The organism is Alteracholeplasma palmae J233, assembly GCF_000968055.1.
GTDB lineage: Bacteria > Bacillota_I > Bacilli_A > Acholeplasmatales > Acholeplasmataceae > Alteracholeplasma > Alteracholeplasma palmae.
Genome location: NC_022538.1, coordinates 379,014 through 392,044 on the forward strand (window position 1 = coordinate 379,014; position 13,031 = coordinate 392,044).

Genomic DNA, 13,031 nt, shown 5'->3' on the forward strand with positions numbered 1-13,031 from the left:
AAGTATTTAAATATTGATTATATCCATCTTGAAGATGCTGATTTTCAAAAGAAAATTGAGCCATCCTTAGTTGCACTATCAAGTAATAATTACGGGTTTGAGTATACATATACATTATCATTTCAATTAATATCGTTATTTATCTCAGCTTTAGTTTATATTATAATTCTAACGCAGTTTAACTATTACATTACTTTAGCCTGTTTCTTAGGTATGATTATAAACTATTTTATTTATAAAAAAATATCAAATATTGAATATGAAGAAAAAGATAATTTAGCTTTAAAAAGAAGAAAAACAGGATATTTTTATAATACAACTTACGATTTTTCTTATGGTAAAGATATTAGATTATATGACTTGGACAAACATTTAATTGATTCATATAAAAATGAAAGCAAAGGACTTTTGAGAATATACAATAAAATAAAAGGGAAGTCCTTATTCTTAAAACTGTTTGAAATTATTTCAATAGTTATTAGAAATGGATTAGCGTATTATTTAATTATAGAATCGTATTTTAATCAAAATTTAGAAATTTCATCAGTTATGATGTTATTAACATCAATTACTTTACTTTCAATAAATTTAAATGATATTGGTATAAAGGCAGGCTTATTTAGCCAGCATTTGAAATATACACAAGATTATTATAAATATATAGATTCTAAAGAAATTACCTATGAAAAAGGAAATGAATTACCTTTATTAAATGATATAGAAATTAACCTAGTAGATGTAAGTTTTAAGTATCCTAATAGTGATAAATATATTTTAAAGAATATTAATTTAAAAATAGATTCAAATTCTAAAATAGCTATTGTTGGTGAAAATGGTGCTGGTAAAACAACACTTATAAAACTTATTTGCGGATTGTTAAGACCAACAGAAGGAAAGATTTTTGTAAATAATATAGATAGTGCTTTATTTAGTCAAAAAGCATACTATAAAATGTTTGGGATGGTCTTCCAAGATACAGCAATCTTTGCAGGGTCAATTTTAGAAAATGTCATGGGGACAAAAAAAGAAAATATAGAATTTGCAAAACTAGCAATCAATAAGTCTGGTTTAGAAGAAAAGGTAAATTCTTTAGAATTAAAATATGATCAACCTCTTTTAAAAGTAATCCATTCAAATGGTATTGATTTATCAGGAGGGCAAATACAAAAACTTAATATCGCTAGAGCGATTTATAAAGATGCGCCTATTGTGATACTAGATGAACCAACAGCAAGCTTAGATGCACTTGCAGAAGAACAAATTTATTCTGACTTTAATGAAGTAGCAAAAAACAAAACATCAATCTTTATTTCTCATAGACTATCTAGCACAAAGTTCTGCGATAAGATTATTTTATTAACTAAAGAAGGAATTAAAGAAAGTGGCACTCATGATGAGTTAATTAAAGAAAAAGGTTTATATTATAAGATGTTTGAAGTACAAGGAAAGTATTATCAAGAGGTAGAAGCATGATAAAAAAACTTATAAAATTTGTTAATATCACATTTAGAATTAATCCAATATATTACTTTATTATGTTATTAGTTTCTGGAGTAACAATCATAGGTCTTATATTTAATATGTATCAAATAACATATATGATCGATATGCTATTAAATCAAACGAAAGAAGAAGCGCTTAAAGCAGGGCTTTACTTAGTAGTTATTAATGTTTTAATATATACAGTAAAAACAATTCTAGAGTATTTTCAAGAAAATGAATCGCTTAAGACTAAACAAAAAATTAATCATTATCTTGCAAAAAAACTTATGAATATGCCTTATCACTATTTAGAAAATACATATTATTTAGATCTAAAAGAAAGAGCTAGATTCGCTAATGATAACCAGGATGCTATAGGTCAATTGCTTGCTCAACTATCAAGTGCATTTTCATCTGTTGTAACAATTGTTTCTTTAGGAGCACTTTTAGTTGCTTATGATTATATTATTATCGCAATTTTAGGAGTTACTACTCTTATGAGTATTCTTGTTATATTAAAGGGTTTAAAAACCCAATTAGGCTTTTATAAAGACATTATTCCTGTAAACAGAAAATATAATTATTATTTAAGTGAACTTGGTAAAGTTAAATATGCTAAGGAATATAGATTTTCTGATATGGGTAAATTGATGCAAAGAGAACTAAAAGACTTTACCGAAAAAACTGTTAAAAATTTTGACAAGTTAAATAAGAAAAGTAGTTTATATGAGAGTTTGCTTGCAAGTTTACAATATATTCAAATGGGTGGCATATATCTTTATTTAGGATTTAAAACACTTTATCAAACTAAACTAATTTCAAGTTTTACATATTATACACAAATTATATTTAATTTCTACCAGACGTTAGTAAGTTTTGTAAGACAACTCATTACATTAAAAGGGTTAAGTCAATATGTAGCACCTTTTATTGAGTTAGCTGAGTTAAAAAGCACAGAAGAAAAGGGAAGTAAGATATTAGAAGAAATAAAAACTGTAGAGTTTAAAAATGTTAGTTTTACTTACCCCAATACAAAAAATCAAATATTAAATAATATTAGTTTTAAAATAAATGCTAATGAAAAGATTAGCATAGTAGGACTTAATGGCTCAGGTAAAACAACAATAATTAAACTTTTAACAAGACTGTATGATGTCACAGAAGGTGAAATATTAATAAACGATATTAATATTAAAGAATATGATATTAAAAACTATAGAAAGATACTTTCAACTGTGTTTCAAGATTTTAAAATGTTTTCATATGATATAGCAAGTAATATTGATCCAACATATAAAAAAGAATTACTATATAAAGTATTAGATAAGGTAGACTTAAAAGATAAAATAGAAGGATTAAAATTTAAAGAGAAAACAAGTTATACAAAGGACTATGATCCTGAGGGTGTTATGTTCTCAGGCGGAGAAGAACAAAAAATGGCTATCGCAAGAGCTTTATATAAACAAAGTGACTTAATTATTTTAGATGAACCAACATCAGCGCTAGATCCAATGACAGAAGCCGCAATTTATGAAAACTTTAATGAAATTGTTTTAAATAAAACAACTATTTATATTTCTCATAGGATGAGTTCATCCACATTTTGTGATAAAATATTAGTAATTAATGATGGAAAAGTGGAATCTTTTTTACCACATAAAGAACTAATGAAAAATAAAGAAAGTCTGTATTATCAATTATTTATGAGTCAAGCAAAAAATTATAAAATAACAAAGGAGAATATAGCACATGTTTAATATGAAAGAAATTGGTAAAAAAATATCTACACTAAGAAAAAATAATAATCTAACACAATTGGAATTAGCAGATAAATTAGGGATTACATATCAAGCAGTAAGTAATTGGGAAAGAGGAGATAGTATGCCTGATATATCAAAATTATCAGAATTATCTCAAATATTTAATGTTACAATTGATGAACTATTAGGAAATAGTAAAGTGTCTGAAACTGTAGAAAAAATTATTAATCAAGAAAAAGTGGATGTAAATGATTTAAAAGAAGAAGAATTAGAAAGCTTATTACCACTTGTTAAACCACAACAATTTGAAGAAAGCTTTGATGATTTTAACGATATTCCATTTAAAAAACTCATCATGATAGCCCCATTTTTAGAAGAAGAAGATCTAGAAAAAATTATTAAAGGAAACAAAGAAATACTAAATTCTAAAAAAATGATTGCCTTTGCTCCATTTATTAGTGGAAGTTTCTTAAGTGAAATTATTGTCAAGAACTCTAGCGATGATCATTTTGATATAGGAATGTTAACAGGACTAGCCCCTTTTATGTCAACTGAAGCTTTAAATAGTGTTGCTTTTAAAGCATATGAGAAAAAAGGAATAGAATTCATCATCAGTTTAGCCCCATTTTTAGATTCCAGTATTTTAAAAGAAATTGTTAAAAGAGAAAACCAAAAAGATAATCCTAGTCCAATTACTGCCTTACTACCATTTATTACAGGTGATGGATATGATTTATCTGATATTTTAAAAATGTTTGGAAGAAAAAAATAGGAATGTAAAAGTTAATAAAATTTTGTGGAGTAATTTGTATTAACACTTAAATTTATATGATATAATACTGATTGTTTTGACTAACAATATCAATTCATACAGGAGAATTACATGGCAAAAAGAATTATATTATATTTAGTAACAGTAACACTAGCTGTTTTATCAGTATTATTTTTAAAGAGATTAGATGCATCTAGTGATATTTTAATTTTCTTACTTATTTGTTATCTATGTCTATCATTCGTACTTTTACCAGCAGCAATCCTTTATTTTATTTCAGAAAATAAAAAAAGTACTAGAAGTAAAGATATGGAATTTGCGTATTATGTTATATTTACAATAATCCCATATTATGGATTTAAATATATCTATCTAGATTTAAAACAACTTAATAAGTAGACAATAAAGTTATTTCTTTAAATAGGAATAACTTTTTTATTAAATCTTTAATAGGTAGTGGTAAACAGAATATCTTGTTATTAACCTTAAAAAATGTTAAACTTAGAATTACTTAATAAAAAGGTGGATATATGAAAAAATTTAAACTTGGTATGAAAATAATGATGTATATAATAACAATAATATTATTATCTTTTTTTATTCTTATGATAGCAAGTCAAGACTATAAACAAACAGAACATTTAAGCGGTTATATTATTTTTGCGTATATAGGATTAATGATTTCTTTTTTTCCAGCAACGATTGCTTATGCGGTTCGTGAGGCATCAAAAATAGATGAAGGTACTAATATAGTTGCTGGTGATATGATAGTTTTATTTATAGTAGCTCCGTATTTTGGAATAAAATATATTTACACAGATATTTTCAGAAAGAAATAGTTGTTTGAAAATGTTTTCTAGTAAACTAATCTTTAAAAAGAGTTAAAATAGTACTATATAGTTTAATGGAGAATTAAAATGAAAATTTTATATCAATTATCAATCATTATAGGATTTACTTTATTAGGAGAACTTATTTCAAGTGTGCTTCCTTTTGCGTTCCCAGGAAGTATTATAGGACTTATCTTATTTTTCTTAGCACTAAAGTTTAAAATAGTTAAATTAGAATGGGTACAAGAAACAGGATCATGGCTTAAAAATAATCTAGCTTTTTTATTTGTTCCATTAACGGTTGCTGTTATGGATCAGTTTGATATACTAAAATTATATTGGTTAGAAACAATTATATTACTTATTGTTTCTACAACAGTAACACTTATATCAAGTGCTTTAATTGCAAAGGCAGGTGATAAAAATGAATAATATTTTATTATCTATTTTTGGAACAGTTGTACTTTATGGTTTAGCACTACTTTTACAAAAAAAATCAAAGCTTTCATTTTTAAATCCTTTACTTATAAGTAGTTTAGTGATGATAGGAATTTTAAAAATACTTAATATTTCTTATACAGAATATAATGAAGGGGCAAAATTTCTAACACTATTAATAGGACCTGCAACCGTTGCCCTTGCTATACCACTATATCAATATTTTGAAGTTTTAAAAAAACACTATAAAATAATAGGAATAACAATTGTTTTAGGCGCCTTAATTCATGCAATAACAATCACTGCACTTATTTTTATTATGAATTCAGATAAACAATTACTGGCGACATTTTTACCTAAATCAGTGACAACCCCAATTGCTAAAGAAATAGCTGTCCAACTTGGGGGGATAGAACAATTAACAATTGTTGTGGTAATTGTAACAGGGGTATTTGGATCTGTTATAGCACCTTATGTATTTAAAGCCTTCAATATTAAATCATCTATTGCACAAGGTTTATCATTAGGAATTAGTGCCCATGCTGTTGGAACATCTAAAGCAGTAGAACTAGGAGAAATTCAAACCACAATGGCAACGTTGGGACTTATTTTATCAGGTATATTGACAGTACTTATAGCACCTATTTTTTATAATATATTTTCAGGCTTACTGTAAAATGTTTTCATAAGGATAATAGTTGTCTTTTATAAAAAAAAGTGTAAAATATTAGGTGTCAAAGAGCATATAATACCTTTTAGACAATTAAACATATGCGATTATAGGAGAAGATTGCCTAAGCCTTTCTAAAAGGATTAGTTAGTCTTTTTTGTTTTTAGGAAGGAATGATTAAAATGAAATTAATATTTAAATATCTTAAGAAATATAAGGGATTGTTTTTACTAAACATTGTTGCAATTTTTTTAGTAGCAAGTGCAGAATTAGGATTACCTTTCATTATTTCTAGAATTATAGATGAGGGAATTGCAAAAAAAGAAATGGATGTTGTTTATCAGTTTGTTATCTGGCTAGTTTCAGTAGCTATTTTAGGTGCTATTGGTAATATTGTATTAAACTATTGTGCATCTAGAACTGCAGCCTATATCATGAAAGACTTGAGAAATGACATATTTGCTAAGGTGCAGACTTTTTCTCCAAACGAGATTCAAGATATTGGAATATCTTCAATCATTACTAGAACTACGACAGATGTTTTCCAAATCTTAAACTTTGTCTCAACTTTTTATCGTTCGGCAGTGCTCGCTCCAATCATGCTTATTTTAACTGTTATCTTAATTATTATTAGAGCACCACAACTTGCCTTAAGTACGATATTTGTTGTTCCAATTGTTGTTATCGGGTTATTCATTATTATAAAGGTTACTAAAAAATTATCTGAAAGACAACAAAAAAATCTTGATCAGTTAAACTTAGTAACAAGAGAAAACTTAACAGGTGTTAGAGTCATTAGAGCTTTTAGAAAAGGACCTTACGAACAAGAAAGATTTTCTAAAGTTAATGATAGTTATACAAATACATCGATTAAGCTTTTTAGAATTATGGTTTCAATTGAACCAGTTTTCTATTTTTTACTGAACGTATCTATTTTAATTTTAATGTGGTTTGGGGCTAAATACATTGAAGCACAAACGATTAGTTTGGGGCAATTAGTAGAATTTTTAGATTATCAATTCCACGTGATGTTTTCAATTTTAACTTTCTCACTACTCTTTATGATGTTTCCTAGAACAATGGTTTCCTCAAGAAGAATAAAAGAATTATTAGAAAAAGAACCAGTTATTAAAAATATAGAAAATCCTATTACAGAAATAGAACCTATTCATGAAGTCTCATTTAACAATGTAACATTTAAATATCCAGATGCAGATGAACCAGTATTAAAAAATATTAATTTGAAGGCTAAAAAAGGTGAAGTGATTGCCTTTGTGGGGTCAACCGGATCAGGAAAATCAACACTGATCAATCTTATTCCAAGGTTATATGATGTTACAGAAGGTAACATTAGTTTTAATGGAGAAGATATTAAAAATCTAGATCTAAACTTATTAAGAAGTAAAATAGGATTTATTTTACAAAAAGCTTTACTATTTAATGGAACGATTGCATCTAATATCTTATTTGGTAAAGAAGATGCAACCGAAGAAGAAATGATAGAAGCAGCTAAAATAGCACAAAGTTATGAATTCATTCAATCAAAAGAAAAAGGTTTAGAAGATAGAGTAAGCGAATTAGGATCTAATTTATCAGGGGGTCAAAAACAAAGACTTTCAATCACAAGAGCTGTAGTTAAAAAACCTGATGTTTATATATTTGATGATTCATTTTCAGCTCTTGATTACAAAACAGATTTTGAATTAAGAAAAGCTTTATTTAGTAAGACAAAAGAATCTATTGTTTTTATTGTTGCACAACGTTTAAGTTCAATAGTTGCTGCTGATAAAATTGTTGTCTTACATCATGGGCAAGTAGTTGCTATTGGTAAACACGAAGAATTGATTAAAAATTGTCAAATTTATCAAGAGATTGCATTATCTCAAAATCTAATAGAAGAGGTGATGATATGAAAAGATTTTTTAGTTATTTAAAACCTTTTAGATTACAAATTATTATTAGTCTTATATTAGTAATCATGGTTTCTTTTATAGTAGGTATTTCACCATATGTTGAAGGGCTTATTACAACTTCTATTTCTGAGAGTATTAAAAATGGTAAACCGATAGATTATAAATATATTTTATTAATTATTATCATTTTATTTGCCTTTTATACACTAGTAGGTACCTCAAGATTTGTTTTTAACTTCTTGCTAACAAAATCTATTCAAAGTGCTGTGAGAAATTTAAGAAACGATGTTCAAAAAAAGATTCACTTACTTCCTGTAAAATATTTTGATAAGACGTTACTTGGAAATACAATGAGTAGAATGACAACAGATATAGAATCTATTTCAAATGGTATTCAACAAGCTTTTTCAAGTGTTGTCTCTGCAGTTGCACTCATTACTTTTATTGTAATTATGATGTTTTTAATGAATTGGATGCTTGCTTTAATTGGAGTAATGATTATTCCTTTAGCTCTTATTTCATCTAAAGTATTTTTAAAAAGATCACAAAAAATATTTATTAGTAGATATGAAGCATACGGTAGATTTACAGGTTATGTTCAAGAAAAATATACAGGTTATAAAGAAATTACATTATATAACCAACAAGAAAATTTAATTAAAGAATTTGCCAAAACTAACGAGAATTTATCAGAATTAGTATTTAAGTCTAATTTTTTATCAGGTCTTTTAATGCCTATTTTAAACGGATTAACTTACGCTATTATTGTTATTACTGTTGTTGTCGGGGCAAATTTAGCTATCCAAGATGTGATTGCTATCGGGGTCTTACAAGCCTTTATTAGATATATTTGGCGTTTAGGTGGACCTATTAGTGAATTAACTCAAATGTCAGTAGTTTTACAATCTTCATCTGCAGCTGCTAAAAGAGTGTTTGATTTTCTAGATGAAGAAGAAGAAAAACCAGATAAAAAAGATGCCATGTACCCTGAAGAATTAAATGGATTAGTTGAGTTTAAGAATGTATCATTTAGCTATGATCCAAATAAGCCAATATTAAAAAATATAAGTTTTACTGCAGAACCAGGGCAAATGATTGCAATCGTTGGACCAACTGGATCAGGAAAAACAACTCTTATCAACCTTTTAATGAGATTTTATGATGTTAACGAAGGATCAATTCTATTAGATGGAATTGATTTAAGAGACATGAAAAAAGATGACTTAAGAGAAGTGTTTGGAATGGTTTTACAAGACACATGGCTATTTAGAGGTACTTTAAGAGATAATATTAAGTATAGTAGAGAAGATGCCACAGAAGAACAAATGTTAAACGCAACTAAAGAGGCGAATGTTGATCATTTTATAAAAACACAACCGCAAGGTTATGATATGCTCATTAATGAAGAAGCTGATAACATTTCTCAAGGAGAAAAGCAGTTACTTACAATTGCAAGAGCAATCCTAGCAAATCCAAATATTTTAATATTAGATGAAGCTACTTCAACAGTAGACACAAGAATTGAATTAATGTTACAAGAAGCAATCAAACAACTCTTAAAGAATAAGACATCATTTGTTATTGCACATAGATTATCAACCATCAAAAATGCTGATAAAATATTAGTATTAAAAGATGGGGAAATCATTGAAAGTGGAACACATAAGGAATTAATGGAACAAGAAGGCTTTTATTACACACTTTACCAAAGTCAATTCCAGGAGAACTAATAAAATGAAATTACTAGATCCTATTACAATTAAGAATATTACCTTTAAAAATAGAGTTGTTATGCCACCTATGTGTATGTATCAAGTCACTAAAGAAGATGGTATTTTAACAAGTTTTCACTACGTTCATTATATGACAAGAGCATATGGACAAGTTGGGACTATTATTCAAGAAGCAACCGCTGTTATGCCAAATGGTAGAATTACTGTAAATGATTTAGGATTATGGAATGAAGAACAAGTAGAACCTTTAAAAAGACTTGTCCAAGACTTAAAAAAAGAAGGTACAATTGTTGGAATTCAATTAAGTCATGCAGGTAGAAAATCCCAGGTACCTGATATTACTTATGGTCCAAGTAGTATTGCTTTTGGAGATTTGAAAAAGCCTAAAGAAATGACATTAGAAGATATTCAAGAAGTAATAAAAGCCTTTGGCAAAAGTGCTAAAAGAGCTTATGATATAGGCTATGATATTTTAGAAATACATGCGGCTCATGGATATTTGATTAATGAGTTTTTATCCCCACTTTCAAATCACAGAACAGATGAATATAAAGCAGGATCTAGATTTTTAGTTGAAGTGATTCAAGAAATAAAAAAGTATTTTTTAGAAGATAGAATTCTACAAATTAGGATTTCTGCCACTGAATATGATGAAAAAGGATTAACGCCTGAAGATTTAAGTAAGATTATTAATGAATTAAAGATTTATAATATAGATATTATCAATGTCTCAACAGGGGGAATTGTTTTGAAAACAATTGAAACTTATCCTGAATATCAAATTAAACCAGCCATTACTATTAAAGAAAAAACAGGACTTAAAGTAATTGCAGGAGGACTTGTTCAAACAGCAGAACTAGCAAACAAAATATTAGAAGAAACCTCTATAGATTTTATTTATATGGGAAGAAAACTTTTAAGAGAGCCTTATTTTTTACTAAACGAGACAGAACTAGAATGGCCTAAACCATATCTCAGAGCTAAAATTCAGTAACAATTTAAATTTACTATGTTATAATATTAAACAAACATTTAAGGAGATGGAAAGATGCCTTCATTACAATTACTAGAAAAATATGCTAAATTAGCAGTTAAAGTGGGTGCTAATGTTCAAAAAAATCAATACGTAGTCATTAGAACAACTACTGAAACAAAAGAATTAACAAGACTTATTACAAAAGAATCTTACTTAGCAGGAGCTAAAAAAGTATATGTTGTTTGGGCTGATGACTATGTAAGTCATGACTTATTTCAATATGCATCAGTAGATACATTAGAAGAAGTTGATACATGGCAAGTAGAACAGTATAAACACTTTGTAGAAAATGACTCATGCTTTATCTCAGTAACATCACCAATCCCAGGTTTAAACGGAGATATTGATCCACTTAAAATGCAAAAAGCAGCAATCGCTTCACAGAAGAGTCTATCTTTTTTCCAAACTCACGTTATGGGAAATAAATCACAATGGACAATCGTTGCTAACCCAAATCCAGTTTGGGCAAAACAAGTATTCCCTAATTTAGAAGAAAACAAAGCTGTTGAAGCTCTATGGGATGCAATCTTTAATGCATGCCGTGTTACTGAAAGTAACGATCCAGTTTTAGAATGGGAAAAACACAATGAAGCTTTATCTAAACATAATAAAGTATTAAATGATTATAACTTTAAACATCTACATTTTAAAAATAGTTTAGGAACTGATTTAAAAGTAGGACTTGTTAAAAACCATATTTGGGCTGGTGGTGGAGAAAAATCTACACAAGGCGTTTATTTTAATCCTAATATACCAACAGAAGAAAACTTTACTATGCCAGATAAATTAGTAACTGAAGGAAAAGTGTATTCAACTAAACCTTTAAATTATCAAGGAAAGCTAATCGATGAATTCTGGTTAGAATTCAAAAAAGGTAAAGTGGTTGCTTTTGATGCTAAAAAAGAAAAAGGTGCTTTAGAAAGTTTACTTAATACAGATGAAGGATCAAGATCTATTGGTGAAATTGCATTGATTTCTCATGATTCTCCTATTTCAAAAACAAATATTTTATTCTTAACAACTTTATTTGATGAAAACGCATCTTGCCATATGGCACTTGGTAGAGCCTACCCAATGAATATCAAAGGTGGCTTAACAGCTTCTTTAAAAGAATTAGAAAAACAAGGATATAACCAATCTATGGTTCATGTTGACTTTATGTTTGGATCAAGCGATATGCAAATTATTGGTACACAATATGATGGGACAGAAGTTGTTGTCTTTAAAGATGGTAACTTTGTAATATAATAAATAATTTTTTGAGTTTGCATTTTATTGCAGACTCAATTTTTTTAATTGATAACTAAAAAGGAGATCACATGAAAGAAATACTAAAACTTGATTATAAAAGAGTATGGCGCACTTATACAGGTGGAAAATTAATTGATACGATGCATCAAAAAAAGGATGCATCTGACAGTCATTATCCAGAAGAATGGATTATGTCAATAACAGAGGCAATTAACCCTGAACCAACAAAAGGGGAAGGATTAAGCTATATACCAGATTTAAATATGACACTGAAAACATATATAGAAAATAACCCTGAAGAAACACTAGGAAAAGCCTTTTATCAAAAATATGGGTTAACAACGGCAGTTTTAGTTAAATTTATAGACTCACTTGAAAGATTAACCTTACAAGTGCATCCCAATAAGAAAGACGCACGCATTTATTTTAATTCTGAATTTGGTAAAACTGAATGTTGGTACTTTTTAAAAGGAAGAACAATAGAAAATGAAAAACCACATGTTTATCTAGGTTTTAAAAAAGGAATTACAAGAGCATATTTTAAAGAATTGTTTGATAAACAAGATATTAATGGCATGCTAAATGCACTTAACAAAATAGAAGTGAATGAAAAAGATTGTATTTTAATAGAAGGTGGAATGCCACACGCCATTGGAAGCGGCTGCTTTCTAGTTGAAATTCAAGAACCCACAGATTATACAATCAGAGTAGAAAAATATACACCATCAGGACTTAAGATAGATGAAAAGTTGATCCATCAGGGGATTGGTTATGATAAGATGTTTGATTTGTTCAATTATAAATATATGAGTTTAAGTGAAATAAAAGAAAAATATTTTATTAAGCCTAGAAGAATCACCCAAAAAGAAAAAGAAATTATTGGCTATGATACCATTGATTATTTTAAACTCAAAGAACTGAATATAAGCAAAAACTATCTTTCAGAAGAAAACATTTTTTACGGAATGGTAATTATTGAGGGTAAAGGTATCATAAAAAGTGGCGACTCTCAATATACTTATGAACAAGGCGAACAATTCTTTATTCCATATCAAACACAAACAATAGAAATTATTCCTGAAATTCCTTCACGTATTTTTAAGTGTTTTGGTCCAAAATAAAAACCTAGTGACTTTAAAATCTACT

The 13,031-nt window shown here is 27.8% G+C and carries 12 protein-coding genes; all 12 read left to right on the forward strand.

Features of this window, described 5'->3' with window-relative positions; genetic code table 11:
- Nucleotides 1–552 precede the first annotated feature (552 nt).
- The 12 genes from BN854_RS08090 to BN854_RS01915 all read left to right on the forward strand — a co-directional run bounded on the left by BN854_RS08090 (nucleotide 553) and on the right by BN854_RS01915 (nucleotide 13,006).
- On the forward strand, nucleotides 553–1,473 hold the full coding sequence (locus tag BN854_RS08090) for an ATP-binding cassette domain-containing protein (protein ID WP_407921729.1): 921 nt from the start codon (nucleotides 553–555) through the stop codon (nucleotides 1,471–1,473).
- Entirely contained in the window at nucleotides 1,470–3,239 is a 1,770-nt protein-coding gene (locus tag BN854_RS01865; protein WP_026656615.1) for an ABC transporter ATP-binding protein, read from the forward strand. The genes BN854_RS08090 and BN854_RS01865 overlap by 4 nt, the downstream gene beginning before the upstream one ends.
- Nucleotides 3,232–4,014 carry a helix-turn-helix domain-containing protein gene (locus BN854_RS07415; protein ID WP_026656623.1) on the forward strand — a complete coding sequence of 261 codons (783 nt, stop codon included), beginning with the start codon at nucleotides 3,232–3,234 and terminating at the stop codon, nucleotides 4,012–4,014. Before BN854_RS01865 ends, BN854_RS07415 begins: the two co-directional genes overlap by 8 nt.
- Nucleotides 4,015–4,125: 111 nt before the next feature.
- Nucleotides 4,126–4,413: a hypothetical protein gene (locus BN854_RS01875; RefSeq protein WP_026656632.1), complete on the forward strand. Its 288-nt coding sequence runs from the start codon at nucleotides 4,126–4,128 to the stop codon at nucleotides 4,411–4,413.
- A gap of 131 nt (nucleotides 4,414–4,544) precedes the next feature.
- Nucleotides 4,545–4,853, forward strand: coding sequence for a hypothetical protein (locus BN854_RS01880; RefSeq protein WP_026656640.1), 309 nt, complete (start codon nucleotides 4,545–4,547; stop codon nucleotides 4,851–4,853).
- Nucleotides 4,854–4,931: 78 nt separating this feature from the next.
- Entirely contained in the window at nucleotides 4,932–5,276 is a 345-nt protein-coding gene (locus tag BN854_RS01885; protein ID WP_026656649.1) for a CidA/LrgA family protein, read from the forward strand.
- A complete protein-coding gene (locus BN854_RS01890) occupies nucleotides 5,269–5,958 on the forward strand; it encodes an LrgB family protein (RefSeq protein WP_026656657.1) in 690 nt (229 codons plus the stop codon). The genes BN854_RS01885 and BN854_RS01890 overlap by 8 nt, the downstream gene beginning before the upstream one ends.
- 176 nt (nucleotides 5,959–6,134) lie before the next feature.
- Entirely contained in the window at nucleotides 6,135–7,865 is a 1,731-nt protein-coding gene (locus tag BN854_RS01895) for an ABC transporter ATP-binding protein (RefSeq protein ID WP_026656666.1), read from the forward strand.
- Entirely contained in the window at nucleotides 7,862–9,595 is a 1,734-nt protein-coding gene (locus BN854_RS01900; RefSeq protein WP_026656674.1) for an ABC transporter ATP-binding protein, read from the forward strand. Before BN854_RS01895 ends, BN854_RS01900 begins: the two co-directional genes overlap by 4 nt.
- Nucleotides 9,596–9,599: 4 nt before the next feature.
- Nucleotides 9,600–10,592 carry an oxidoreductase gene (locus BN854_RS01905; RefSeq protein ID WP_026656682.1) on the forward strand — a complete coding sequence of 331 codons (993 nt, stop codon included), beginning with the start codon at nucleotides 9,600–9,602 and terminating at the stop codon, nucleotides 10,590–10,592.
- Between the two features lie 54 nt (nucleotides 10,593–10,646).
- On the forward strand, nucleotides 10,647–11,882 hold the full coding sequence (locus BN854_RS01910) for an aminopeptidase (protein ID WP_026656689.1): 1,236 nt from the start codon (nucleotides 10,647–10,649) through the stop codon (nucleotides 11,880–11,882).
- Between the two features lie 71 nt (nucleotides 11,883–11,953).
- Nucleotides 11,954–13,006: a type I phosphomannose isomerase catalytic subunit gene (locus tag BN854_RS01915; protein WP_026656695.1), complete on the forward strand. Its 1,053-nt coding sequence runs from the start codon at nucleotides 11,954–11,956 to the stop codon at nucleotides 13,004–13,006.
- The last annotated feature ends 25 nt before the right edge of the window (nucleotides 13,007–13,031 follow it).

What these genes read in the sequence shown, in the direction of transcription:
- BN854_RS08090 (WP_407921729.1), top strand. Translation starts at nt 553, where the DNA reads ATGTTATTAACATCAATTACTTTACTTTCAATAAATTTAAATGATATT.
- BN854_RS01865 (WP_026656615.1), top strand. Translation starts at nt 1,470, where the DNA reads ATGATAAAAAAACTTATAAAATTTGTTAATATCACATTTAGAATTAAT.
- BN854_RS07415 (WP_026656623.1), top strand. Translation starts at nt 3,232, where the DNA reads ATGTTTAATATGAAAGAAATTGGTAAAAAAATATCTACACTAAGAAAA.
- BN854_RS01875 (WP_026656632.1), top strand. Translation starts at nt 4,126, where the DNA reads ATGGCAAAAAGAATTATATTATATTTAGTAACAGTAACACTAGCTGTT.
- BN854_RS01880 (WP_026656640.1), top strand. Translation starts at nt 4,545, where the DNA reads ATGAAAAAATTTAAACTTGGTATGAAAATAATGATGTATATAATAACA.
- BN854_RS01885 (WP_026656649.1), top strand. Translation starts at nt 4,932, where the DNA reads ATGAAAATTTTATATCAATTATCAATCATTATAGGATTTACTTTATTA.
- BN854_RS01890 (WP_026656657.1), top strand. Translation starts at nt 5,269, where the DNA reads ATGAATAATATTTTATTATCTATTTTTGGAACAGTTGTACTTTATGGT.
- BN854_RS01895 (WP_026656666.1), top strand. Translation starts at nt 6,135, where the DNA reads ATGAAATTAATATTTAAATATCTTAAGAAATATAAGGGATTGTTTTTA.
- BN854_RS01900 (WP_026656674.1), top strand. Translation starts at nt 7,862, where the DNA reads ATGAAAAGATTTTTTAGTTATTTAAAACCTTTTAGATTACAAATTATT.
- BN854_RS01905 (WP_026656682.1), top strand. Translation starts at nt 9,600, where the DNA reads ATGAAATTACTAGATCCTATTACAATTAAGAATATTACCTTTAAAAAT.
- BN854_RS01910 (WP_026656689.1), top strand. Translation starts at nt 10,647, where the DNA reads ATGCCTTCATTACAATTACTAGAAAAATATGCTAAATTAGCAGTTAAA.
- BN854_RS01915 (WP_026656695.1), top strand. Translation starts at nt 11,954, where the DNA reads ATGAAAGAAATACTAAAACTTGATTATAAAAGAGTATGGCGCACTTAT.